The organism is Massilia polaris (genome assembly GCF_012927275.1).
GTDB lineage: Bacteria > Pseudomonadota > Gammaproteobacteria > Burkholderiales > Burkholderiaceae_D > Telluria_A > Telluria_A polaris.
Genome location: NZ_JABBGG010000002.1, coordinates 274,033 through 297,301, shown reverse-complemented (window position 1 = coordinate 297,301; position 23,269 = coordinate 274,033). Strand labels below are relative to the sequence as shown.

Sequence of the window (23,269 nt, the reverse complement as noted above, 5' to 3'; positions counted from 1 at the left end):
AGCAATCACATAGCCGGGTTTGCGGCGGAGTGTCCGGAAGCGAACACCTGGATCGTCCGTTACTGGACATTCGCTGCGTGGCGAACGACGAATTCGCACCGACACGGGCGTGGCATGGAAGTTGCGATTAAAAGCACATGACTCTGCCATTCCCCCGATTGCCCGAACGTCCGACCGGCGCCGCGATGGACCAGCCGCTGCCGCAGCGGCGGGGCCGCCGCGCCGTCGCCGCAGCCGCCATCGTTGCCGCCGTGATCGCGCTGGCGACGGCGCTGTGGCAACTCGCTCCGCGCGGGCTGCAAGTGCCTTTAGCGAGCGCGCGAGTCGCGACCGTCGAGCGCGGCATGTTCCTCGACGATGTGGCGCTGCGCGCGATTGCGGCGCCACTCCATTCGGTCATGCTCGATGCGGTGGAAACGGGCCGCGTGGAAGAAGTGTTCGCTGCCGATGGCGCGCTGGTGGCGCGTGGCGACGTGCTGTTCCGCCTGTCGAATCCGCAGCGCAGGCTGGAGCTGCTGGCGCGCGAGGCCGAGCACGCACAACAGATTTCGAACCTGACCAACCTGCGCGTGTCGCTCGAAGCGAGCCGCGGCCAGCGGCAGCGCCGCGCGTCGGACGTGGCGTTCGCGCTGATGCAGGCGCAGAAACAGCACGGCCGCAACCTGGCGCTCGCGCAGAAGGGATTTATTTCCAGCGCGGTGCTGGAAGAGTCGGCAGACAGGGCCGCGCAGCAGCAGCGCCTGCTGGAATCGGACAAGGCCAGCGATGCAATCGAAAGCGCCACCCAGCTCGATGCCGTCCGGCAGATGGAGCAAGCCATTGCGCGTGTGGAAGCCGGCATGCGCCTGGCAAATGCGACCGTCGAGGCGCTGGCTGTGCGTGCGCCGGTCGCGGGACGGCTGACGGATTTCCGCCTGCAAGTCGGCGAGACCGTCAAACCGGACCAGCATCTCGGCCGCATCGACGACGTTGCCCGGTTCAAGCTGACTGCCCAGGTCGACGAGTATTACCTCAACCGGCTGGTGCCGGGACGGCAAGGCGTGGCGGCGATTGGCGGGCGGCGCCATCCCGTGAAGCTCAGCCGCGTGTACCCGCAGATCAACGATGGGCGCTTCGCTGTGGAACTAGCTTTCGAACAAGGCCAGCCGGGCGCGATGAACCCGGGGCAGGGCGTGGAGGTGCTGGTCACGCTGGGCGGCGCGACACCGGCGCTGCTGCTTCCCAACGATGCCTTCATGAACGACAGCGGCGGCGCCTGGGTATTCGTACTGGACCGCGGCGGCGCGACGGCCCAACGGCGCGCGCTGCGTACCGGGCGCAGGAATAACAGCCAGGTGGAGGTGATGGCGGGCCTCGAGGCCGGCGAACGGGTGATCGTGTCGTCGTATGCGCATTACGGCAAGGCCGAACGGCTGCAATTTACACAATAGATTTTTCTAGAACATTTTCCTGGAGGTGACACAATAATGAACTCGATATCAGACCCACAAGCAGGCATGCTCAAGCTCCTGAACGTCAGCAAGACCTACCAAGGCGGCGAAGTGCGTACGACGGCGCTCGACCGCATCAACCTCGACATCGATGCCGGCGAATATGTCGCCATCACCGGCCCGTCGGGATGCGGCAAGTCGACCTTGCTGTCGATGCTCGGCCTGCTCGATACGCCCGACAGCGGCGAGTACTGGTTCGACGGCCAGAATGTGGCGGGCTGGAGCGAAGCGCAGCTGAACCAGTTGCGGCGTGGGCGGGTCGGCTTCATTTTCCAGAGCTTCAACCTGATCGAGGAATTGTCGGTTGCCGAGAATGTCGAGCTGGCGCTGGAATACATGGACGTGCCTGCGAAGGAAAGGCGCGATCGCGTTGCGGCCATGCTCGACAAGCTTGGCGTGGCGCATCGCGCGAAGCATCGTCCATCGCAGCTGTCCGGCGGGCAGCAACAGCGCGTGGCAATTGCCCGCGCACTGGTGTCGAATCCAGCGATGCTGCTGGCCGACGAGCCGACCGGCAATCTCGACACCGCCCACGGCGACGAAGTCATGCGCATCCTGCGCCAGATAAACGCCGAGGGTACGACCATCGTGATGGTCACCCACTCGCCCGCGCATGCGGCACAGGCGTCGCGCACTTTGCGCCTGCTGGACGGCCGCATCCTGGTCGACGCACTGCAAGCCGCGTGACCGGAGCGACCATGAGACTTAAAGATTTTCGTATCGGCTGGCGCACGCTGGTGCAGGAACCGGCGTACTCGCTGGTTGTCATACTTGGGCTGGGTGTTGGCCTTGCAGCATCGCTGCTACTGTTCGGCTTCGTCCAGTATTCGTGGCAGTACAACGCCACCGTGCCTGATGTCGGCAACGTGTATGTCGTCAAGCACCGCGCGAACATGGACCCGAGGGCGCCGTGGTATGACCAAGTACCGCTGTTCCTGCGGCCTGCCGCGCAGAAAACGCAGGGCGTTGCGGCGGCGGTGGCCTACCTTCCGTCGCGCCCGAATGAAACGGGCTTCACGGTCAGTATCGACGGCAAATTATCCCAGTTGGTCAGCCTGACGGCGACGCCGGGGTTCGCGGAAATGCTTGGGCTGCAGGCGATCCGCGGCAATCTCAATGCCGCGCTTGAAAATCCTGACACCATCGTCCTCAGTGAGGAAGCTGCGGTACGCCTTTTTGCCAGGCCGGATGTCGTGGGCCGCTCGGTTCAGATCGAAGGTAAGGTCGCACGCGTGGGCGCCGTGGTGCGAAGGTCCGAGGCGAACACGACCATCCCGTTTGAGATGCTACTGGGTGTTAATTCAGTGCTGATGGACAAAAATGTTCGCGATGAAATGCAAACCGGCGAGCAGGGCTGGCCCGCCAAGCTGCTGGTTCGCACGCATCCAGGTGTATCGCTCACTACCATCACCGGATCCTTGCAGCAAGCGCTCGATAGCGCGCCGCAATTGCAGAAGCTGCCGCCGGACGTGAAACAGCGGCTCGGAAAACGCAAGGTGATGGACATCGCCCTGTCGCCGCTGCGCGATGCTTATTTCGACCAGGAAGTGGAAGGCAACTTCATCGCAGGCACGGGCGACCGCGCCAATCGCGCGGTGGTGGCCGGACTGGGTGCGATCGCCGTGCTCATCCTGGCGCTGGCGGCAATGAACTACGTCAACCTGGCGGCGGTGCGCGTACTTCGGCGCCAGCGTGAAGTGGCGATGCGAAAAGTGCTGGGCGCGAGCATGCGGCAGATCGTCCTGCAATTGCTGGCCGAGTCGATGCTGGTCTCCATGGTCGCGACAGGACTGGGACTGCTGCTGGCATGGATGGCGTTGCCGATGTTTTCCGACCTGGTCAACCGCGATCTCGACGGCATACTCTCGACAGGCAATATCGCGGCGGCGCTGGCCATTGGCGCGCTGCTTGGCGTGGTGACGGCCATCTGGCCAGCATGGATTGCGGTGCACGTGCGTCCAGGCGAAGCGCTGGCGGGGCGGGCTGGTACCGAGTCGCCGCGCGGCATGCAGTTGCGCCGTGCGATGACGGTATTGCAGGTGTCGACGGCGATGGGGTTTGCCAGCATTACCCTTGCCGTCGCCTGGCAGACCGAGTTTGCGATGCGGGTGGACCCGGGCTTCGATGCGGCGCCGATGCTGGTGATCGACCTGCCTTTCGAAGCGATGAATTCGGGCCCTGCGGCGCGGAATCTTTTGACTGCCTTGTCGGCGCACCCGGCGATTGCCGGCTATGCGGTATCGGAAGACGCGATCGGCAGGAAGAACGGCATCTACCATCGCGAACTGAAGCGGCCGGAAGGTGGCGTGGCGTCCACGGAAATGAAATGGGTCAGCCCAGGCTTCTTCGAGCACTACCGCATTAAACCGGAGGCGGGCAGGCTGTTCAATTCCAGGATCGATAAGGAAGATGATCCGGTTCCGCTCGTCATCAATGCGATTGCCGCGCGCGAGCTTGGATTTGCCACGCCGTCGGCGGCTGTCGGGCATACGCTGGTGTATCCCGGCCCCGAAGGCAAACCGGTGCACAAGCGCGTTGTCGGTATCGCGCCGGAGGTCAGGTTCCATTCCTTGCGCGAGGCGCCACGGGCGATGGGGTATGAACTGTCGACGGCCAGCACGATCCTGAGCGTGCGAGCGGCAGGCACGGTGGCAGATGCGGAACGCGCGCTGCGGGAAATTTGGCCGAAGTACTTTCCTGACGCGATCCTGAAAATGCATCACGCAGGGGACGTCCTGGCGCTGAACTACGCGGACGATGCGCGGATGGCGAAGCTGCTCGCCGTAGCAACCTGCATCGCCTTGGCCATCGCGGCATTCGGCACTTACGTGTTGTCGGCACACACCGTGCAGCGGCGCGCGAAGGAAATTGTGCTGCGTAAGTTGCACGGGGCGAGGCGCCGGGATATCGGAAAGCTAGTGCTGCGTGAGATTGGTGCGCTGACGCTTGTATCCGCACTGATCGGGTTGCCGCTCGCCGCCGTCGCCATCGAGCGTTACCTTGCCACCTACGTCGAACACGCGCCAATCGGCTATTGGACGATGTTGTTTGCGCTGGCTTCGACGCTTGCAGTGGCGATGATCGCTGTGGCACGGCAGGCCTGGATTGCGATGCGCATGATGCCGGCGGAAGCGCTACGGGTGTAGTTGAACTGTCGGGCGCGGACCGCTGTCTGCTATTGAAAGTGGCAGCGGTACGGCAGGCCGTCTTTAAATCACAACGTTCCAACGAGGGCTTGGTGGGAATCTGGTTATTGCGTATGGGCAATGCTAGTTCGTCGCGTATCATACGAAATCCCCACAACGACACCCTACTGGAGACGACATGGCACGCCAGGAAGTCACATTTGACGAGGTTACGGCGGCGGCCATCGGCTTACAGAACGACGGCAAGCAGGTAACCATCGATTCGGTGCGCGAGATTCTCGCCATCGGTTCCCCACACACGATCCACAAGCACCTGCTTACATGGCGCGCTGGCCAGGCCAAGCCGGCCGAAGCGCCGAAGGTCGAGCTTCCGGATGCGATTGTTGCCGCACTAGGTGTCTGGGCGCAGCAATTTGCGCAAGAGGCCGGGGCCGGCATTCGCGAGGCGCTGGCGCAGTCCGAAAACGACATGGACGCCCTGCTTAAGTCAGGTGAGCAGCTAGAAGCTGAGCGCGAGGAACTGCTGGCCGAGGTCGATACTGTCGCGGCTGAGCGCGATCAGGCTACGGCAACGGCAATTGAGCGCAGTGAAGAGATCGAGCGACTGACCACTGAGCTGCGCGACGCACGGCGGATCGCCACCGATGCCCTGGTCGGAAAGGCAAAAGACCAGCTGGCGATTGACGGCAAGGATGCCCAATTGACGACCCTGCGCACTCAGATCGAGCGCCATGTGGCGTCGTTGGCGGCGGAGTCCGACGCGCGGCTTGCCGCCGAGATGGATCTGGTCGGTGCTGTCACCGCGCGGGACAACTTCGCCGCGGAGATTACGGAACTGCGCGCCCAGCTCGACGCTGCCAAGTCCGAGCGCAACGCCTTGCGCGAACAGGTGCGGCGCGTCAAACCAGGCACGGCTGCCTAAGTCGGCTGCAGAGCAATATCCCAACGGAAAACGGCTGCGAGCATACAGCGCGCAGCCGTTTTTTCGTTATCTGAGCCCGAAACATATCCGTTTAATCTGTCATAAATATCGATGAATTTTCGGCGTCTTCATAGGGGAAATCTTCTACCTATCGCCGAGTGGAACTTTCCCCGATTTGTATACCAAGTGCCAAAATCCAATAAAAAAAGAGCCCATGCGTACATGAGCTCCCATACTTGAGGGGAACAGCGGCTGTTATCCGAACTTGACCAAGTTCAGAGTTGGCAACGGTCCGCCTGGGAACTGCGAATGCGCCGTCATCGCTCGCAAGGTAGGCCACAGCACCGGCGATATCCGCTCCAACGCCATAGCGACCAACAGCGATACCAGGCTTGACGAAGTCGGCGATGGGGCCGTCGGCTGGGTTCATATCACTATCGGTTGGTCCTGGGTGGATGGTATTCACGGTAATGCCCAGCGGGCCCAGGTCCCGCACGAGGCCGCGCATGAAGCCGGAAACGGCGCCTTTGGTCAACGTATAGGCAGACGCGGTTGGGAAAGCCGCGTACTGGGTCATTGAGCTACCGATGTGAATCACGCGACCACCTTGGCCCATATGGCGAAGCGCTTCTTGCGTCGCGACGAAAACGCCAGTGACGTTGACTGCCAAAATGCGCTCAAAGTCGTCGAACTTGATGTCCTGCGGTGCGCCCAGCACGCTGATGCCGGCGTTATTGACCAGGATATCGATTTTGCCGTAACGCTTTGCTACGTCGGCTACCGCCGCGCGAACTGCTTCTGGGTTGCCGGCATCTGCCGCGATTGCGATAGCGCGTCCCCCCGCCGCTTCAATGGCGGCGACGACAGCGTTCGCTTTTTCAGGGGACGCGTTGTAGGTCAGAGCGACGATGGCGCCTTCGGCGGCAAGACGCTTGGCGATGGCGGCGCCGATGCTACGCGAGCCGCCGGTAACGATTGCAATTTTGCCGTTGAGTCGAATTGTCGTGTTCATGGAATTTCTCCGTAAAGGTAGGTGGGGAACTCTCATTATGGGAACCGAGGCTTAGCATCGGTAGTAGATGCTGGCTATAATCATCTTCAAGCAACTGTTGAAGGCGAGAATATGGAAACCTTATCGAACTTGGAATCCTTCGTACGTAGCGCTGAATCCGCTAGCTTTTCCGCCGCCGCACGGCGACTTGCGCTCACGCCGGCGGCTATCAGCCGAAACGTCGCTCAGCTCGAACGCAACCTTGGCGTTCGCCTATTCCAGCGCAGTACGCGCGGGCTAAAGCTGACGGAGGAAGGCGAACGCTTCCTGGCATCGGTCAGCGGCGGGCTAGACATGATTCAAGGTGCCATCGCCGATGTGACGGCGAACATGGGCGTGCCACATGGGGTGCTGAAGCTTGGCGCTGCACCGCGTTTCGGACGCAGCCATGTGCTCCCACTCATGACAGATTTTCTCGCCCTTTATCCCTCTGTCCTACCCGACTGGAACTTCGATAACCGCCAGGTGGATTTAATCGCCGACGGCTTCGACGCGTCAATCGGTGGCGGCTTCGACTTGTCTCCCGGCGTTGTGGCCCGAAAGCTTGCGCCAGCACATGTCATCGCGGTTGCATCACCAGCATTCATGAGCAACAAACGGGCGCCACGTTCGCCAGCGGACTTGGGCGGACTGGCAGGCGTCGTAATGCGCTCCCCCGAAACACGCCGCATCAGGCTCTGGACAATGCGGCACGCCAGTGGCGCCGAAATGCCTGCCCAGCAACATCCCCATATCGTCCTCAATGACCCGGATGCTATCTGCAGCGCAGTAATAGCAGGCATGGGCGTGGGCCTAGTCGCGCTCTCCGATGTTCTTGCCGAAATAGAGCGAGGTGAGCTCACGCGCCTTCTCCCTGACTGGTGCGTCGACGCTGGGCAAATTTCGCTCTATTTTCCCAGCCAAAAGTTGTTGCCGTCAAAAACCCGTGCTTTCGTAGACTTCGTCACCGCCGCCTTTGAGACCCAGAACTTGTCCAAACGATTTTCAGCACAATAGAAGTCCGCTCTTCGAAGGCGACTTTCATCGATACCTAAGCTTGCGCGCTAACCTGCAAGTGCCAAAGACGCAGCGCCATGTGGAGCTCTAGCTGCCGCTCGCAAGACGGCCAGCCATTTATTAGGGCTTGAATGAATGTGAATTTTTGGAATCCTCCCGCCTTACCGCCACCAAAATGCGGGCGAGCTCCCCCAATCGTTTTGGTTTCGAATTCAGTGTCAGAACCTCTGACGGTCAGAGAAGATGTCGACACTTACGGCAGCGCCGCACACGAGTCTTCGGACCGAGGAGCTGTCCTTCCGCTACCACCTTGCATAGGGAAGCGGACGCACAATTCGTTTCCCCTGGGCCCAACGAGGTGATATAAATACACGACGATTTTCGTTGGACGACCATTTCATGAACAATCAACCCACCGTCGAAATATTCGAAAGCGCGGACAAGCGCTCCCTCGGCGATGCCGCCATCTCCATCGATGACCGTCGACTTAAGCGGTTGACATCACTCGCCATCCATAGCCTCGATGCCGATATCGGCGGAATTAGTATCGTCCATTCAGACCGCATCTGGCTACCATCTCATGTCGGCCCAGTTAGAAACGTCATCGAAACTTCGGGTTCATTTTGCTCATCTGCAATCCAAGCAAAGGAGCGCTGGTTTGAAGTTGGCGATGCCTGCGTGACAGAGGAGTTTTCGCGTAATCCCCTCGTGGAGCTTTGCGCGTTCCGGCATTACGCTGCTGTTCCCTTAGTCCTTGGCTCTACTCCTCTCCAAGGCACACTGTGGGTGATGCGCAAGAGGGCAGGACAAATGACCATGGCACAGCGCCAAGCACTGGTCGACTTGGCCGACTTGGCCACCGAAGCGCTCGAAGTCCGATATTTTGACGAGATAACCGGAATGTGCAATCGTACTTTCTTCGAGCATCAACTCCAGAGCCTGATGGATGCGGGATTGATGCACGTAACAGTAGGCTACATCAACATCAAAGCGTCCAATCAGTTACGCAGTGCCCTAGGCGAAGACGCGTCACAGACTCTTGTTCGTACCATCGGAAAGCGGCTGGAGGCCTGGGCGGGAGGGGGCGCGTTAGTAAGCCACTTAGGCGGCGACCGTTTTGCCTTCGCGCTGCTGTCGGGTAGCCCGGCAGCAGACGAACGAATAGATGCTCTTACGGATATCCTCCAGATGCCAGTGGAGCTACCGGGCGGGCGGGACCATTGGCCAAGAGTGCGAATCGGAGTAAAAAGTGGCGAGCTCAATGGCCAGACGGCTTCAGAGTTACTCCAAAACGCCAGCAGCGCAGCGCTGGCTTGCCAAGGTTGGACCATTCGCCACTATGACACAGCCCGCTTCGACGAGGCAAAGTTATTGTCGCAGCTGTGTAAAGTCGTTCGCAATAACGCGGAGTTCGGAGCGCTCGAGGTTCACTACCAACCCCAAGTTGACGTCGCTCGCGGCGCCATAGTTGGGTGGGAGGCGTTAGTTAGATGGCGGCATCCTCAGCACGGACTCATCTTGCCAGGCGCCTTCATACCGCTAGCAGAGCAAGCCGGCGAAATCGCCGCGCTGGATATCCTCGTCCTGGGACAGGTCTGCCAAGACCTGCGGAGCTGGCTCGACTTGGGCCTAGCTGTACCACCCGTGGCTCTCAACTTTTCTCGCGACACGCTCTTCCACACCGACCTCATGCGTTCTGTCATCGCATTAATGGAACAATACGAAATATCCGGTGCGTATCTGGAGTGCGAGGTTACTGAAACACAATGTTCAGACCTTCCCGCGCTAGCGCATGTAGTCACGCGATTCCGCGAACTGAACTGGCGAATCGCCATAGACGACTTCGGTACGGGATACGCTAATTTGGAAACCGTGCGCCAAGTACCTTGCGACCGCATAAAGATAGACCGTCAATTTGTCCACGGCGTGAGTTGCAATCCTATCCTGGCCGGTTTGATGCGTACCTTAGGCGATATCGCCAAGCTCTTTCAGCTTGAACTTCTATGCGAGGGTGTCGAAGATGCCAACGATGTACGATGGCTTTCAGAGCAAGGCATGCCACTGGTTCAGGGCTGGTACTTTGGCAAAGCAATGCCGTCAACTAAAGTTATAGAACTACTTAACGGCTCGCAGGTAGCAGACACGATTGTAGAAAATCTTACCCTTCGCGACTTGATTTTCAATAGCCGATAATACGCCGATACACGGGCGAAAAGAAACTGGGTAAACGACCTGTCGTCAGACTCGTAGTCGCAGCATGTCCAGTAAACCGGCGCTTCCATCCCCGCTCAGCAGTAGCGGTAACCGGCCCCATCACGGTCGACGAAAAAAAATTAAACGGATATGTTCCAGCCTCAGACGTTATGGCAGATCTGGTGAGGCTTACTCGACCGTAACCGACTTCGCCAGGTTACGTGGCTTGTCGACGTCGGTGCCGCGCGCCAGCGCGGTGTGGTACGCCAGCAATTGCAGCGCGGCGACGTGCAGGATCGGCGAGAGCTGGCCGTAGTGTTCCGGCAGGCGGATCACGTGGACGCCGTCGCCCGAATTGATGCGCGAGTCGACGTCGGCGAACACGTACAGCTGGCCGCCTCGGGCGCGCACTTCCTGCATGTTGGACTTCAGCTTTTCCAGCAACGCATCGTTCGGTGCGATGGTGACCACCGGCATCTCATCGGTGACCAGCGCCAGTGGGCCGTGCTTCAGTTCGCCCGCTGGGTAGGCTTCGGCGTGGATGTACGAAATTTCCTTCAGCTTCAGCGCGCCTTCGAGGGCGATCGGATAGTGCAGGCCGCGGCCGAGGAACAGGGCATGTTCCTTGCGCGCGAATTCTTCCGCCCAGGCGATGATCTGCGGTTCCAGCGCCAGTACGGCGGCGATGGCGACCGGCAGGTGGCGCATCTGCTTCAGGTAAGTTGCTTCCTCTTCGTCGCTAAGGCGGCCGTTGACTTGCGCCAGGGTCAGGGTCAGCAGGAACAGCGCGGCCAGCTGGGTGGTGAATGCTTTGGTCGAGGCAACGCCGACTTCGACGCCGGCGCGCGTGATGTACGACAGCGCGCATTCGCGCACCATCGCGCTGGTCGACACATTGCAGATGGTCAGCGTGTGTTCCATGCCAAGGCTGCGCGCGTGCTTCAGCGCGGCCAGGGTGTCGGCGGTTTCGCCGCTCTGCGAGATCGTGACGACCAGGGTGTTCGGGTTCGGCACGCTGTCGCGGTAGCGGTATTCGCTGGCGATTTCGACGTTGACAGGGACTTTGGCGATCGATTCGATCCAGTACTTGGCAGTCAGGCCCGCGTAGTAGCTGGTGCCGCAGGCCAGGATCAGCACGCGGTCGATTTGCTTGAAGACCTTGTAGGCGTTGTCGCCAAACAGCTCCGGCATGATGCCGGTGACGCCTTCGAGGGTGTCGCCGACCACGCGCGGCTGCTCGAAGATTTCCTTTTGCATATAGTGGCGGTACGGGCCAAGCTCGGCCGCGCCGGTGTGCGCGTGCACGATTTTGACTTCGCGGTTCGCGGCGCGGCCTTCGCTGTCGACGATCCAGTATTTGCCGATCTGCAGGTCGACAACGTCGCCTTCTTCCAGGTAAATGATGCGGTTGGTGGTGCCGGCCAGCGCCATCGCGTCCGACGCGACGAAGTTTTCGCCTTCGCCGACGCCGAGGATCAGCGGCGAACCCTGGCGCGCGGCGACCACGCGATGCGGCTCTTCGCGGCTGAACACGGCAATCGCGTAGGCGCCGTGCAGGCGCTTGACCGCTTGCTGGACGGTCTCGAACAGGTCGCCGTTGTACATGTGATCGACTAAGTGAGCGATTACTTCGGTGTCGGTCTGGCTCTGGAACACGTAGCCGAGGCCGGTCAGTTCGTCGCGCAGTTCGTCGTGGTTTTCGATGATGCCGTTATGGACCAGCGCGATGCGGGCCGCTTCTTCGGTCGGCGAGAAGTGCGGGTGGGCATTGTGGGATGCGGGCGCGCCATGCGTGGCCCAGCGGGTGTGGGCGATGCCGGTGAAGCCGGCAAGGTGGGCTTCGGCGACCTGGCTTTCGAGGTCGGCCACGCGCGAGGTGCTGCGCGAACGCTTGAGGCGGCCATCGACGTACAGCGCGACGCCGCAGGAGTCGTAGCCGCGGTACTCGAGGCGCTTCAGTCCTTCGATCAGGATCGGGGTGATGTTACGCTGCGCTACTGCTCCGACGATGCCGCACATAAAGACCTCTGCTGTTGGGAAAATTAACAATAGGTAAATACTAGATCAGAGTTTGTGAAATATGCTTTCTAAATCTCATGTAAATCGTTATATTATTTCATCAAACACGAACGATGAAATATTATTTCATTTGAATATAATTAATGGATTTTTATTCCACATCCCATGACAGAACAACAGTACCAGATGGACGATTTGGATCGTCGCATCTTAAATACGCTGCAGCTTGACTCATCGCATACCAATGCTGAGCTTGCAGAACTGGTGCATGTTTCGCCGCCCACCTGCCTGCGGCGGGTCAAGCAGATGCATGAGGCAGGCATCATCGAGCGCCAGGTAACGATTGTCGCGCCGGAAAAAGTCGGCGCGCGCCTGACTGCGATCGTCGAGATCACGCTCGACGTCCAGGCCGCCGAGCGCATGGATGAGTTCGAACGCCATGTTGCCGGGGAAGCTGCGGTGATGCAATGCTACCGCGTGGCGCCGGGGCCGGATTTCGTGCTGATCGTCCAGGTCGCCGACATGCCGGCCTACCACGCGCTGGCGCACCGCCTGTTCGCCGCGCACGCCAACGTGCGGAATGTGAAAACCTATTTTTCCACTTTCCGCAGCAAATTCGAAACCCGCATCGCCGTCTGAGTGCAATTGACGCTCCGCAACTTGTTCCGCATATAAATAGTGTCTACTGGCAATAGATGAGCCGGCGCCCTGCTGGCCGGTACGCGGCGAGGCGAGATTGCGATGGACGTCATCCAGAACTTGAAATCCGGGCCGCCGGCTGAGGCGCCCGACCCGGTGGAATTGAAGGGCGTGCACAAGCGCCACGGGCATGGGCTTTCCGGCCTGCATGCGCTGCACGACATCGACCTGACCCTGGCGCAGGGCGAGATGGTGGCGATCTGCGGCCCCTCGGGCAGCGGCAAGACCAGCCTGCTCAACATCATCGGCATGCTCGACACGGCCAGCGAAGGCAGCGTCATCGTTGCGCGGCTGCTGGTCTCCAGGATGTCCGACCAGGCCCGGGCCGACTTGCGCAATGAAATGATCGGCTTCGTGTTCCAGTCGTACAGCCTGATTCCGGTGATGACCGCGCATGAAAACGTCCTGCTGCCGTTGATGCTGCGCGGCCATCTCGACGCCGCCGCCCTTGAGCAAGCCGAGCAGCGCGCCGCCGAGCTTCTGTCGCGGCTCGGCCTGGCGACGCAGATGCGTCACTACCCGGTCCGCCTCGACGCCAGCCAGAGCCAGCGCGTCGCCATTGCGCGCGCGCTGGTAGCCCATCCGCGCCTGGTGGTGGCCGACGAACCGACATCGCGCCTCGACAACGGCTGCGTGCGGCTGGTGATGGACCTGTTCGCGCGCTACCAATATGAACACGGCACCGCGTTTGTGCTGTCGACGCGCGACCAGCGCCAGTTCAGCAGGGTCAACCGTACCTTGCAGCTGAGCGAAGGGCGGCTCTCGGCGGCGCCATCGAAAACACGCCGTCGACCGCTCAGGGTGCAGCTGTGAGCCCGCAGCGGCTGGCGCTGCGCACGGTGCTGCTCGGCCGCCCGCGCACCGTGCTGGCCGTGCTGGTCATTGCGGCCAGCCTGTCCGCGCTCGACCTGTTCGCCGGCCACATCGCCAGCGACCGCGCCCGGCTCGAATACCGCGCCGTCATCGGCGAGCGGCTCGGCCACCTGGCCATCCAGCGTACGCGCGGCAAGCAAAATGAAGGCGCGCCGATGTTCGACCGCGATGAAGCGGCGCGCATCCGGCAAATTGCCGAGGCCATGCCCGGTGTCGCGCTGGTGTTGCCGCAGATGAGCGTGGGCGGAATGGCATCGACCGGCGAGCGTTCGGCCTTGTTCCGCGGCGAAGGCATCGCCGCCGATGCGCCCGCCGAAGCGCCAGGAAAGCTCAAGGCTGGCGTGCGCAACGGCATCGCGGTGAGCGTGGGCCAGGCGCGAACGCTGGGCTTGCGCAACGGCAGCAACGTGACCCTGACCGGCGCCGCCGAGGATGCGGAAACCCGGCCCCTGAGCGCCGAGGTGGTCGATATCTTCAGCACCAGCGGCCTGAGCGCTGACGCGCGTTCGGTGCTGATGCCGTTCGAACTGGCGCAGAGCCTGCTCGACACCCAGCGCACCGAACGCATTGTTGTGTTTCTGACCGATCCTGCCGCGATGGAAGCAAAGCGCGACCAGCTGCGGCGCGCGCTCAAGCGGGGCGGCGTGGCGGCGGATATCCGCAGCTGGCAAGAGCAGTCGCCATCCTTCATCGTCGAAGAAAAAACTGCCAGGATCTCGTTCGACTGCGTGGCGGGGATGGCGTTCGCGGCGATCGCCGCCGCGATTGCCGCGACGATTTCGATGAATGCGTTGGAACGCCGGCGCGAAGTCGGCACGCTGCGCGCGTTGGGCATGCGCAACGTGTCGGTATTTTTGATGTTTGCGGCCGAAGCGCTATGGATGGCCGCGATCGGCGTGGTGGTCAGCCTGGTCGCAAGCGGTCTGATCGCGTGGGTAGTGAACCGCGCGGCGCTATCCTATTCCGCGCATCATGCGCTGCGGCCGGCGCCGATGCTGGTCGAGCTCGACCTCAACCGAATGACGATGGCGGTGGTGACGGCGATGGCCGTCGCCCTGCTTGCGGCGCTGGTCCCCGCCTTCAAAGCCGCCCGCGGCGGCATCGCCGAAGCCCTAACTTAACGACGCGCATATCGGGGTCCGTCCCCGGGGTCCGTCCCCGGGGACGGACCCCGATTTTTGGGTGCCGCCTTTTTAGACGATTTGCGTTATTTCTTGACCTTGACCGGGCGCGTCCAGCCTTCGATCGTCATTTGCTTGGAACGCGAGATCGTCAGCTGGCCGGCGGGGGCGTCCTTGGTCAGCGTCGTGCCGGCGCCCAGCGTGGCGCCAGCGCCGACCGTGACCGGCGCGACCAGCTGGCTGTCGCTGCCGATGAAGGCGTCGTCGCCGATGACGGTGCGGAACTTGTTGGCGCCGTCGTAATTGCAGGTGATCGTGCCGGCGCCAATGTTCACACGCGACCCGACCGTTGCATCACCGACATACGCCAGATGGTTGGCCTTGCTGTGCGCGGCGATCTGGCTGTTCTTGATTTCCACGAAGTTGCCGATGTGGACGTCTTCGGCGAGCTCCGTTCCAGGCCGCAGCCGCGCATACGGACCAATCATCGACTTGGCGCCGACCAGCGCGTCTTCAATGTGGCAGAACGGCTTGATCTGGGCGCCGGCGGCGATCTTCGCATTGACGATGACGCTGTGCGCGCCGACCGTGACGCCGTCCGCCAGTTCAACCCGGCCTTCGAACACGCAGCCGACGTCGATCGTGACGTCGCGGCCGCAGATCAGCTCGCCACGGATGTCAATGCGCGCCGGGTCCATCAATGTCACGCCTTTTTCCAGCAGGGCATTGGCGATGTTGAGCTGGTGGCGGCGCTCGAGCTCGGCCAGTTGGACCTTGCTGTTGACGCCGGCAACTTCCCACTCGCCCGATGGCTGGCTTGACACCACCGGCACGCCGTCCGCTACCGCGCGGGCAACGATGTCGGTCAGGTAGTACTCGCCTTGCGCGTTGTTGTTCTGGAGCGAGGACAGCCATTGCGTCAGGTGGCGCGTCGGCACCACCATGATGCCGCTGTTGATTTCGCGGATCGCGCGCTCGGCTTCGTTGGCGTCCTTTTCCTCGACGATGCGCACAATCTTGCCGCCTTCGCGGATGATGCGGCCCAGCCCGAACGGGTTCTGCTGCGCGACCGTCAGGATCGCGAGCTTGTCCGTTCCTGCGACCTCGACCAGGCGCTTGAGCGAGTCAAGTGTGGTGAGCGGCACGTCGCCGTACAGCACCAGGGTCGGCGCATCGTCGTCGATATGCGGCAGCGCTTGCATGAACGCGTGGCCGGTGCCGAGTTGCGGCTCTTGCAGGGCGGTATCGATGTTGGTGTATGTGCCGTTATTCTGCTTGGCAATCATCTCCGGCACCGCTGCGCCGCCGTGTCCGTAAATCACGCATAATTTGCTCGGCGACAGCCCACGCGCGGTGTCGATCACGTGCGCCAGCAGCGGCTTGCCAGCGAGCGGGTGCAGTACTTTCGGCAGCGCGGATTGCATCCGCTTCCCCATGCCAGCGGCGAGTATCACTACATTCATGAGCAGTCGTTCAGAAAAGTTGAAAAGATGAAAAGATGAAAAAGTTTAACACGCAAGATACCTTATTCCATCGGATTCAATTGCTGTGCGTGATCGCCCTCATGCTGGCCGTCGCCGCCTGCAGCAGCGTCCGTTTTACCTACAACAACGGCGATACGCTGCTTTATTACTGGCTGAACGCCTACGTCGACATCGATACCGACCAGTCCGACTGGGTGAAGAAGGATATCGACGACCTGTTCCAATGGCACCGCAGCACCCAGCTGAAGGATTATGTGCAGTTGCTGCAGAAAGGGCAGCGCCAGCTGGCCGGCAACCTGACCCAGGCCGACCTGCTGGCCGATTACCGCGAGATCCGCGCGCGTTCCGAGAAGCTGGCCAACAAGGCGGTGCCGGACCTGGCCGAGCTGGCGATCTCCCTCAAGCCGGACCAGATCGACACCCTGGCGCGCAAGTTCGAGTCCAACAACGACAAGTACCGCAAGAAGTTCCTGCGTGGCGATACCGACGATCGCAACAAGGTGCGCTTCAAGAAGGCGATGGAGCAGTTCGACCTGTGGTTCGGCGACTTCAGCCGTGACCAGGAAAAGACGCTGCGCAAGGCTTCCGACGCCCGTCCGCTCGACAATGAAACCTGGCTGGATGAGCGCATGCGCCGCCAGCAAATGATCCTGGCGCTGCTGCGCAAAGTGCACGACCAGAAATTGAGCCGCGAGGCGGCGATACCGCTGGTCCAGGGCCTGGTGCGCGACGTCTTCGCGCGCATGGACTCGCCTGAGCGCAAGGCGTTCTACGACGCATCGGCCGACGGCACGGCCAGGATGATCCTGACCGCCGTAAAGATTGCCACGCCTGAGCAAAAAGCCCATGCGCACAAGCGCATGCAGGGCTGGATCGACGACTTCAACGTGCTGGCGGCCGCCCGGCAGCAGTAGCGCGGCCGGCTGGGCAGGATGGCGCGTGGTATAGTCGCGCCGCTCAATTTCACCTGATATCCGATGCCTAAGAAACCAGCCAAGCCCGCCAAAGTCCCGGTCCACCGCGCCCCGCCGCCACAGCAGGTGCGCATCATCGGCGGCGAATGGAAACGCACGCCGCTGCCGGTGCTCGACGCCCTTGGCCTGCGCCCGACCCCGGACCGGGTTCGCGAAACGGTGTTTAACTGGATAAACCATTTACGCGGCGCCGAATGGCACCATGCGACCGTGCTCGACCTGTTCGCCGGCAGCGGCGCGCTCGGTTTCGAGGCGGCCAGCCGTGGCGCCCGCTCGGTACTCATGCTCGACAGCCACACCCCGGTCGTGCGCCAGCTTGAAGTCATCAAGGACAAATTGAAGGCGGAAGCCGTGACGATCATGCGCGGCGACGCCTTCGTTACCGCGCAGGGCATGGCGCAGCGCGGCCAGCGTTTCGACCTGATCTTCCTCGACCCGCCGTACGGCCAGGATTTCCTGGCCAAGGCCTTGCCGCTGTGCGAAGGCTTGTTGAATGAAGGCGGTCTGGTCTATGCCGAAGCCGGCGACGCCTTGCCATTTTCACCAGAACAGGGCGCGATGCCGGACTGGCTGGCCCCGTGGGAGCAAGTGCGCGCTGACAAAGCGGGCATCGTGTTCTATCATCTGCTCAAACTGCACGAAAAGTCGGCGGAAACGCCACAGATGAGTGCTTAACAGTGTGGTCAATGACCCAACAAGGGTAGGCTGGCTGAATTCAGGCATAATGCGCGTTTAAATTGGTGCATCGCAAGGGAGCCGAAATGGTTGTAGCCGTCTATCCGGGAACGTTCGATCCGCTTACCCGCGGTCATGAAGATTTGGTGCGCCGCGCATCCGGTCTTTTCGACGACCTGGTCGTCGGCGTGGCCGACAGCAAGAACAAGAAACCGTTCTTTTCCCTCGACGAACGCCTCGAAATCGCCAATGAAGTCCTTGGCCATTATCCGAACGTGCGGGTCGAGAGTTTCTCGGGCCTGCTCAAGGATTTCGTGCGCAAGCATGATGCGCGCGTGATCGTGCGCGGCCTGCGCGCCGTGTCCGACTTCGAATACGAGTTCCAGATGGCGGGCATGAACCGCTACCTGCTGCCGGATGTCGAAACCATGTTCCTGACGCCGTCCGACCAGTACCAGTTCATCTCCGGGACCATCGTGCGCGAGATCGCCATGCTGGGCGGCGATGTGTCGAAATTCGTGTTCCCGTCGGTCGACCGCTGGTTGCAGAAGAAAATCGCGACGTTGGCGCCGCCAACGGCTTAAGTAGAGCAGCAATATGGCCTTACTCATTACCGACGATTGCATCAACTGCGACGTCTGCGAACCGGAATGCCCCAACGAGGCCATCTCGATGGGCCCGGATTTCTACGTGATCGATCCGAACAAGTGCACCGAGTGCGTCGGCCATTTCGATGAGCCGCAATGCCAGCAGGTGTGCCCGGTCGCGTGCATTCCGCTCAACCCGGCCTGGCGCGAATCGCGCGAGGAACTGATGGCCAAGTACGAGCGCCTGACCGCCGACAAAGCGGCGTAAACAGCCCTCACCGTCAGTCCGCAAGCTCCCACTTGCCGCTTTTTTAATCCCTCCCGTACTTCTTCTTTACCGCGCTCCACGCGACCTTGTGCGCGGTTTCCCCACGCCGCTCGGAAACCGATGCGGCTCTGCAGCATGGAAAAAGTGCCATCTGGTTACTTTCTTTGAATTAATGAATGCTATATTTGTTGATAATAAATTAGCACGCCCATTCTTTTAGAGGCCAACGGACAAATGAGAATCAGAGACATGAGTATTGGCCAGCGCCTGGCCATCGGGTTTGGTATTGTCATCGCCTTGCTGGTGATGCTTGCCGGGATTTCCTATCAGCGGATTACCAGCCTGAACAAGGAAGTATCCGCGATGGTCGAGCAGCGCTATCCGAAGACCGTCGCCGCCAACCAGGTCAAGGCCGACGTCAACGAGGCCACCCGCAGCATGCTGAGCGTGCTGGTGATGAGCGATCCGGACCAGGTCAGGAAAGAGCTGGCGAACGTGGAAGCGCGCAACACCAGCGCCACTGCGGCGATCGAGGCGCTGGCCGACAGCACCACCGACGCGCGCGGCACGGAGATATTGAAGGAAATCGCTGCCAGCCGGGCCAAGTTCCTGCCCGCGCAAGCCGCCTTCATCAAGCTCATCAATGATGACCTGAGGGATGACGCGATGATGAAATTCATGTTCTCGCTGCGCCCGCAGCAGGCCAGGTATTTCGCCCAGCTCGACCAGTTCATCGCTTACCAGGATGGCGTGATGGCCAAGGCCGGCGCCGAAGCGGCCGCGGTCAGCAGCCGTACCCAGTTCCTGATTTTGGTGCTGGCAGGCGTGGCGGCGGCGATCTCGGTCGGCATCGCCGTGGTCACCACGCGCGGCATCACCGGGCCGATCGGCTACGCCGTCAAAGTGGCGCGCCGCGTGGCCGAAGGCGACCTTACCAGCGTCATCAACGTCACCAGCCGCGACGAAATGGGCCAGATGCTCGAAGCGCTCAACCATATGAACGCGAGCCTGGTCGAGATTGTGGGCGATGTCCGCCTGGGTACCGAATCAATTTCTTCGGCATCGGGTCAAATCGCCAGCGGCAACCTCGACCTGTCGTCGCGGACCGAACAGCAGGCCGCCTCGCTCGGCCAGACCTCCGGTGCGATGCGGGCGCTGACCGAGACCGTGCAGCAGAACGCCGACAACGCGCGCCAGGCCAACCAGCTGGCGGCGAACGCGTCGGAAGTGGCGGTGCGCGGCGGCGCGGTGGTGTCGAAGGTCGTGTTCACGATGGGCTCGATCACCGATTCGTCGAAGAAGATCGTCGATATCATTTCGGTCATCGATGGCATCGCGTTCCAGACCAATATCCTGGCGCTGAATGCCGCCGTCGAGGCGGCGCGCGCAGGCGAGCAGGGCCGCGGCTTTGCCGTGGTGGCGGCGGAAGTGCGCAACCTGGCCCAGCGCTCGGCGGCGGCGGCCAAGGAAATCAAGGCGCTGATCGGCGACTCGGTCGACAAGGTGCGCGAGGGCAGCAGCCTGGTCGAGCAGGCCGGCGCGACCATGCAGGAGGTGGTCGCCAGCGTTCGCCATGTGACCGATATCATGGCCGAGATCACCGCGGCCAGCCAGGAGCAAAGCAGCGGCATTGCCGAGGTGAAGCAGACGATCCTTGAAATGGACGAGACAACCCAGCAGAATGCAGCGCTGGTCGAGGAGGCGGCCGCGGCGGCGGCGTCGATGCAGGACCAGGCGGCCAACCTGGCGCGCGTGGTCAGCATCTTCAAGGTCGAGGCGGGCGGGGCGCAGGCAGCGATTCACGCCCCCGTGTCTACCGTTCGGCGTCCGCCTGCGTTAAGGAAACAGATTGCCGCGGCGCCGAAGGCGAAGCGGGTAGTAAGGCAGGAACCTGAACTGGTCGCTACTGAAGAGTGCTAAACCCGGTCCACTAATATTTTCAACAATGGAGACACCATGATTGCTACGAAAAACCTCGGTATCAAGGGCTTGCTGGCCGGCCTGGCGATTGCCTGCTCACTGACCCTGCCGGCGATGGCTGCCGAGATCAACGGCGTCAAGTTCGCCGATACCGTCAAGGTCGGCGGCAGCGACCTCAAGCTCAACGGCCTGGGCATGCGCACCAAAGTCGTGTTCAAGGTGTATGCGGCCGGCCTGTACCTGACCGAGAAGAAGACCACCCCGGCGGACATCATGATGGTCCAGGGCCCGCGCCGCGTCACCCTGGTGATGATGCGCGACCTGACCTCCGAGGAATTCGGCAACGCCTTCATGACCGGCCTGAACAACAACCTGAGCCAGGCCGAAAAGTCGAAGATCGTCAGCCAGATCAGCAAGTTCGGCGAGATCTTCGCCAGCATCGAAAGCCTGAAGAAGGGCGACGTCCTGCACATCGACTGGATCCCGGGCACCGGCACCCAGACCGAACTGAACGGCAAAAAGGTCGGCGAGTCCGTACCTGACCTGGCATTCTACAATGCGATCCTGCGCATCTGGATCGGCGACAAGCCGGCCGACAGCTCGCTCAAGCCAGCCCTGCTGGGCGCGCGCAGCTAAGCAAGCACGCATAAAAAAACGCGGCGCCGGCAATCCGGACGCCGCGTTTTTTCTGTGTAGCACTTCGGGGTCAACGTGACCCGGTCCGTCCCCGGGGACGGACCCCGAATTTGGGGTGCGCGAATTTGGGGTGCGCCGAATTTGGGGTGCGCCGAATTTGGGGTGCGCCGAATTTGGGGTGCGCGAATTTGGGGTGCGTGCTTTTTAAGCGCGTGCTGCGAGGGCGCGCAGTTCGGCCGCGTGGCTCGGGCCGTGCGAGGCGTTGATCATGCGTTGCAGCATCTGGGCGTCGCGCATATGGCGGCGCGCCTGACGCTGTTCCTTGGTCAGGCGTGGGCTGACGACCAGGAGCATGGCGCGCGCGATGCCAACCAGCAGCGGCTTGAAAAACACCAGCAGGCCTGCAACGGCGGCGAAGCTGAACACGCCACGCACCAGTGGAAATACCTGCACGCCGGCAGCGGTTTGAAGTAGTGTAGCGGTAGTCGACAAGATATTTCCTAAAGCCAATTTTCGTTATGCAGAACTATACTGCACCGCAACATATCATGCCAATTTCAGTTTCCGATAACCATTATGCGAATCGTGAATGGTTTGCGGTACTATTTGGCACTCACCTTTATTTCGGTTTCCCATGAGCTTCCTGACGCTTGACTTGAACCTGCTGCGCGTTTTCGACGCAGTGATGACGGAGCAAAACCTCACCCGCGCCGCCGGCCACCTGGCGATGACGCAGCCGGCCGTCTCGAACGCCATCAAGCGCTTGCGCGAGAGCCTCGGGGACGAACTCCTGATCCGCACCGCCTACGGCGTCAAGCCGACTCCGCGCGCCGAGGCCTTGTGGCCGGCGGTGCGCTCGGCCCTTGCCGGGCTGGAAGCGGCCGTGATGCCGGAAACCTTCGACGTGTCGCAAGCGCACGCCACCTTCCGGATGGCGATGGCCGACGCGACCGCCGTGCTGTGGCTGCCGTCGCTGATGCGTTCGATCGAGAGCGAGGCGCCGAAAGTCAACGTGCGCATGGTGCCGCTGACCACGCGCGAGCCGCGGCCGATGCTGTTGCGTGGCGATATCGACCTGGCGGTGGGATTCTTCCCCGGCGTCGCAGCGCAATTGTCGAGCGAAATGAGCTCGCCGATCCGGCACGAACGTCTTTACTCAGGGAAGTATGTGTCGGTGATGCGCAAGGATCACCCGCTGGCCAAGGGCGAGCTGACACTGGACAATTACTGCAAGGCGAATCACTTGCTGGTCAGTTTCTCGGGACGGGCGCACGGCCTGGTCGACGAGGCGCTGGCGCAGCTGGGGCGTGAGCGCAGGATCTGGCTGACGGTGAACCAGTTCTTCACGGCAGGTAAGGTAGTGGCGAACTCGGATCTGATTACGGTGTTGCCGAAGCACCTGATCGCGTCGACGGGTATGACGAATGCGCTGGTATGGCGCGAGTTGCCGTTCCCGATGCCGGCGGTTCACCTCGACATGCTGTGGCACGAACGCGACGCCCGCAGCCCCGCGCACAAGTGGCTGCGCAAGCACCTGGAAAGCATGAATGCCACGTCGATCAAGTCGGGGATGGAGAGCGACTAACATCGTCGATCGACCCCGAGACCTTTGATCCGTCGTTCCCGCGAAAGCCTCGGCGGCCCCGCGGGAACGACGGTGCTTACTTGATCGGCAGCTTGGTCGAGTTTTTCACTTCTTCCATCACCGCGTACGTGTGCGTCTCCCGCACACCCTTCTGCAGCAGCGTCTTGCCCAGGAACTCCCGGTACGCCGCCATATCCTTCACGCGCGCCTTGACCAGGTAGTCGAACCCGCCCGCCACCATGTGGCACTCCAGCACTTCCGGAATCATCTGCACGCTGCTCTTGAACGAATCGAACACTTCCGGCGTGGTTCGATCGAGCACAACTTCAATGAACACCAGCAGCGACACATCCAGCAGCTGAGGATTCAGCTGCGCCGTGTAGCCCATGATGTAGCCAGACTCATGCAATTTCCGCACCCGCTCCAGGCAGGCTGCAGGTGACAAGTTGACACGTGCGGCAAGTTCCACATTGCTGATGCGGCCATCATTTTGTAGCTCTGAAAGAATTTTTTTGCTAATCTTATCCAGCATGTGAATCGTCTCCTAATTAATATTATTTGGTTAAATTCTCTCACCAAAAACTATCTATGGCTAGTCTTCTGTATTACCAGAATTAATCCAGAAGATTT

At 61.3% G+C, this 23,269-nt stretch carries 21 protein-coding genes; 16 read left to right on the top strand and 5 right to left on the bottom strand.

Annotated elements, in window-relative coordinates:
* Positions 1–137 precede the first annotated feature (137 nt).
* From HHL21_RS05180 to HHL21_RS05165, 4 genes are all read left to right on the top strand, one after another.
* A complete protein-coding gene (locus HHL21_RS05180) occupies positions 138–1,430 on the top strand; it encodes an efflux RND transporter periplasmic adaptor subunit (protein WP_229496052.1) in 1,293 nt (430 codons plus the stop codon).
* A gap of 36 nt (positions 1,431–1,466) precedes the next feature.
* On the top strand, positions 1,467–2,177 hold the full coding sequence (locus HHL21_RS05175) for an ABC transporter ATP-binding protein (protein ID WP_229496050.1): 711 nt from the start codon (positions 1,467–1,469) through the stop codon (positions 2,175–2,177).
* Positions 2,178–2,188: 11 nt separating this feature from the next.
* Positions 2,189–4,636 carry an FtsX-like permease family protein gene (locus HHL21_RS05170; RefSeq protein WP_169464183.1) on the top strand — a complete coding sequence of 816 codons (2,448 nt, stop codon included), beginning with the start codon at positions 2,189–2,191 and terminating at the stop codon, positions 4,634–4,636.
* Positions 4,637–4,814: 178 nt separating this feature from the next.
* Positions 4,815–5,558: a DNA-binding protein gene (locus HHL21_RS05165; protein WP_169464182.1), complete on the top strand. Its 744-nt coding sequence runs from the start codon at positions 4,815–4,817 to the stop codon at positions 5,556–5,558.
* A gap of 148 nt (positions 5,559–5,706) precedes the next feature.
* Here the strand turns inward: HHL21_RS05165 and HHL21_RS05160 are convergent, their stop codons facing one another.
* Positions 5,707–6,570: an SDR family NAD(P)-dependent oxidoreductase gene (locus HHL21_RS05160; protein WP_169464181.1), complete on the bottom strand. Its 864-nt coding sequence runs from the start codon at positions 6,568–6,570 to the stop codon at positions 5,707–5,709.
* Positions 6,571–6,681: 111 nt separating this feature from the next.
* Between HHL21_RS05160 and HHL21_RS05155 the strand changes: the two genes are divergently transcribed.
* Positions 6,682–7,605 carry a LysR family transcriptional regulator gene (locus tag HHL21_RS05155; RefSeq protein WP_169464180.1) on the top strand — a complete coding sequence of 308 codons (924 nt, stop codon included), beginning with the start codon at positions 6,682–6,684 and terminating at the stop codon, positions 7,603–7,605.
* A gap of 399 nt (positions 7,606–8,004) precedes the next feature.
* Complete coding sequence (locus HHL21_RS05150) at positions 8,005–9,798, top strand: GGDEF domain-containing phosphodiesterase (RefSeq protein WP_169464179.1); 1,794 nt, start codon at positions 8,005–8,007, stop codon at positions 9,796–9,798.
* Between the two features lie 189 nt (positions 9,799–9,987).
* Here the strand turns inward: HHL21_RS05150 and glmS are convergent, their stop codons facing one another.
* Positions 9,988–11,817 (bottom strand): glutamine--fructose-6-phosphate transaminase (isomerizing), encoded by a 1,830-nt coding sequence (gene glmS, locus HHL21_RS05145; RefSeq protein WP_169464178.1) that lies wholly within the window; start codon positions 11,815–11,817, stop codon positions 9,988–9,990.
* A gap of 186 nt (positions 11,818–12,003) precedes the next feature.
* Here glmS and HHL21_RS05140 point away from each other — a divergent pair, with 186 nt between their 5' ends.
* The 3 genes from HHL21_RS05140 (at position 12,004) to HHL21_RS22010 (ending at position 14,510) form a co-directional block, all read left to right on the top strand.
* Complete coding sequence (locus HHL21_RS05140) at positions 12,004–12,456, top strand: Lrp/AsnC family transcriptional regulator (RefSeq protein ID WP_169464408.1); 453 nt, start codon at positions 12,004–12,006, stop codon at positions 12,454–12,456.
* A gap of 102 nt (positions 12,457–12,558) precedes the next feature.
* Positions 12,559–13,329, top strand: a complete 771-nt coding sequence (locus HHL21_RS05135) for an ABC transporter ATP-binding protein (RefSeq protein WP_169464177.1) — start codon at positions 12,559–12,561, stop codon at positions 13,327–13,329.
* Complete coding sequence (locus HHL21_RS22010) at positions 13,326–14,510, top strand: ABC transporter permease (RefSeq protein ID WP_169464176.1); 1,185 nt, start codon at positions 13,326–13,328, stop codon at positions 14,508–14,510. The genes HHL21_RS05135 and HHL21_RS22010 overlap by 4 nt, the downstream gene beginning before the upstream one ends.
* 86 nt (positions 14,511–14,596) lie before the next feature.
* Here the strand turns inward: HHL21_RS22010 and glmU are convergent, their stop codons facing one another.
* Positions 14,597–15,973, bottom strand: a complete 1,377-nt coding sequence (gene glmU / locus HHL21_RS05125) for a bifunctional UDP-N-acetylglucosamine diphosphorylase/glucosamine-1-phosphate N-acetyltransferase GlmU (protein WP_169464175.1) — start codon at positions 15,971–15,973, stop codon at positions 14,597–14,599.
* 35 nt (positions 15,974–16,008) lie between these two features.
* Between glmU and HHL21_RS05120 the strand changes: the two genes are divergently transcribed.
* The 6 genes from HHL21_RS05120 to HHL21_RS05090 all read left to right on the top strand — a co-directional run bounded on the left by HHL21_RS05120 (position 16,009) and on the right by HHL21_RS05090 (position 21,054).
* Positions 16,009–16,908 carry a DUF6279 family lipoprotein gene (locus tag HHL21_RS05120; protein WP_169464174.1) on the top strand — a complete coding sequence of 300 codons (900 nt, stop codon included), beginning with the start codon at positions 16,009–16,011 and terminating at the stop codon, positions 16,906–16,908.
* Between the two features lie 63 nt (positions 16,909–16,971).
* On the top strand, positions 16,972–17,643 hold the full coding sequence (gene rsmD / locus HHL21_RS05115) for a 16S rRNA (guanine(966)-N(2))-methyltransferase RsmD (RefSeq protein WP_169464173.1): 672 nt from the start codon (positions 16,972–16,974) through the stop codon (positions 17,641–17,643).
* An 86-nt stretch (positions 17,644–17,729) separates the two neighbouring features.
* Positions 17,730–18,227 carry a pantetheine-phosphate adenylyltransferase gene (gene coaD, locus HHL21_RS05110; protein ID WP_169464172.1) on the top strand — a complete coding sequence of 166 codons (498 nt, stop codon included), beginning with the start codon at positions 17,730–17,732 and terminating at the stop codon, positions 18,225–18,227.
* A gap of 13 nt (positions 18,228–18,240) precedes the next feature.
* Positions 18,241–18,498, top strand: a complete 258-nt coding sequence (locus HHL21_RS05105) for a YfhL family 4Fe-4S dicluster ferredoxin (protein WP_169464171.1) — start codon at positions 18,241–18,243, stop codon at positions 18,496–18,498.
* 249 nt (positions 18,499–18,747) lie between these two features.
* Positions 18,748–20,418: a methyl-accepting chemotaxis protein gene (locus tag HHL21_RS22005; RefSeq protein WP_169464169.1), complete on the top strand. Its 1,671-nt coding sequence runs from the start codon at positions 18,748–18,750 to the stop codon at positions 20,416–20,418.
* Between the two features lie 36 nt (positions 20,419–20,454).
* Positions 20,455–21,054, top strand: coding sequence for a chalcone isomerase family protein (locus HHL21_RS05090; protein WP_169464168.1), 600 nt, complete (start codon positions 20,455–20,457; stop codon positions 21,052–21,054).
* A gap of 204 nt (positions 21,055–21,258) precedes the next feature.
* Here the strand turns inward: HHL21_RS05090 and HHL21_RS05085 are convergent, their stop codons facing one another.
* The gene (locus tag HHL21_RS05085; RefSeq protein ID WP_206085590.1) at positions 21,259–21,546 is read right to left on the bottom strand and encodes a hypothetical protein; all 288 of its coding nucleotides are present in this window, start codon (positions 21,544–21,546) and stop codon (positions 21,259–21,261) included.
* Positions 21,547–21,688: 142 nt separating this feature from the next.
* On the opposite strand from HHL21_RS05085, the gene HHL21_RS05080 reads away from it, so the two are divergent.
* Positions 21,689–22,639, top strand: a complete 951-nt coding sequence (locus tag HHL21_RS05080; protein ID WP_169464167.1) for a LysR family transcriptional regulator — start codon at positions 21,689–21,691, stop codon at positions 22,637–22,639.
* Positions 22,640–22,715: 76 nt separating this feature from the next.
* Here the strand turns inward: HHL21_RS05080 and HHL21_RS05075 are convergent, their stop codons facing one another.
* On the bottom strand, positions 22,716–23,171 hold the full coding sequence (locus HHL21_RS05075) for an Lrp/AsnC ligand binding domain-containing protein (protein WP_169464166.1): 456 nt from the start codon (positions 23,169–23,171) through the stop codon (positions 22,716–22,718).
* Between the last annotated feature and the right edge of the window lie 98 nt (positions 23,172–23,269).

What these genes read in the sequence shown, in the direction of transcription:
- HHL21_RS05180 (WP_229496052.1), top strand. Translation starts at nt 138, where the DNA reads ATGACTCTGCCATTCCCCCGATTGCCCGAACGTCCGACCGGCGCCGCG.
- HHL21_RS05175 (WP_229496050.1), top strand. Translation starts at nt 1,467, where the DNA reads ATGAACTCGATATCAGACCCACAAGCAGGCATGCTCAAGCTCCTGAAC.
- HHL21_RS05170 (WP_169464183.1), top strand. Translation starts at nt 2,189, where the DNA reads ATGAGACTTAAAGATTTTCGTATCGGCTGGCGCACGCTGGTGCAGGAA.
- HHL21_RS05165 (WP_169464182.1), top strand. Translation starts at nt 4,815, where the DNA reads ATGGCACGCCAGGAAGTCACATTTGACGAGGTTACGGCGGCGGCCATC.
- HHL21_RS05160 (WP_169464181.1), bottom strand. Translation starts at nt 6,570, where the DNA reads ATGAACACGACAATTCGACTCAACGGCAAAATTGCAATCGTTACCGGC.
- HHL21_RS05155 (WP_169464180.1), top strand. Translation starts at nt 6,682, where the DNA reads ATGGAAACCTTATCGAACTTGGAATCCTTCGTACGTAGCGCTGAATCC.
- HHL21_RS05150 (WP_169464179.1), top strand. Translation starts at nt 8,005, where the DNA reads ATGAACAATCAACCCACCGTCGAAATATTCGAAAGCGCGGACAAGCGC.
- glmS (WP_169464178.1), bottom strand. Translation starts at nt 11,817, where the DNA reads ATGTGCGGCATCGTCGGAGCAGTAGCGCAGCGTAACATCACCCCGATC.
- HHL21_RS05140 (WP_169464408.1), top strand. Translation starts at nt 12,004, where the DNA reads ATGGACGATTTGGATCGTCGCATCTTAAATACGCTGCAGCTTGACTCA.
- HHL21_RS05135 (WP_169464177.1), top strand. Translation starts at nt 12,559, where the DNA reads ATGGACGTCATCCAGAACTTGAAATCCGGGCCGCCGGCTGAGGCGCCC.
- glmU (WP_169464175.1), bottom strand. Translation starts at nt 15,973, where the DNA reads ATGAATGTAGTGATACTCGCCGCTGGCATGGGGAAGCGGATGCAATCC.
- HHL21_RS05120 (WP_169464174.1), top strand. Translation starts at nt 16,009, where the DNA reads ATGAAAAAGTTTAACACGCAAGATACCTTATTCCATCGGATTCAATTG.
- rsmD (WP_169464173.1), top strand. Translation starts at nt 16,972, where the DNA reads ATGCCTAAGAAACCAGCCAAGCCCGCCAAAGTCCCGGTCCACCGCGCC.
- coaD (WP_169464172.1), top strand. Translation starts at nt 17,730, where the DNA reads ATGGTTGTAGCCGTCTATCCGGGAACGTTCGATCCGCTTACCCGCGGT.
- HHL21_RS05105 (WP_169464171.1), top strand. Translation starts at nt 18,241, where the DNA reads ATGGCCTTACTCATTACCGACGATTGCATCAACTGCGACGTCTGCGAA.
- HHL21_RS22005 (WP_169464169.1), top strand. Translation starts at nt 18,748, where the DNA reads ATGAGTATTGGCCAGCGCCTGGCCATCGGGTTTGGTATTGTCATCGCC.
- HHL21_RS05090 (WP_169464168.1), top strand. Translation starts at nt 20,455, where the DNA reads ATGATTGCTACGAAAAACCTCGGTATCAAGGGCTTGCTGGCCGGCCTG.
- HHL21_RS05080 (WP_169464167.1), top strand. Translation starts at nt 21,689, where the DNA reads ATGAGCTTCCTGACGCTTGACTTGAACCTGCTGCGCGTTTTCGACGCA.
- HHL21_RS05075 (WP_169464166.1), bottom strand. Translation starts at nt 23,171, where the DNA reads ATGCTGGATAAGATTAGCAAAAAAATTCTTTCAGAGCTACAAAATGAT.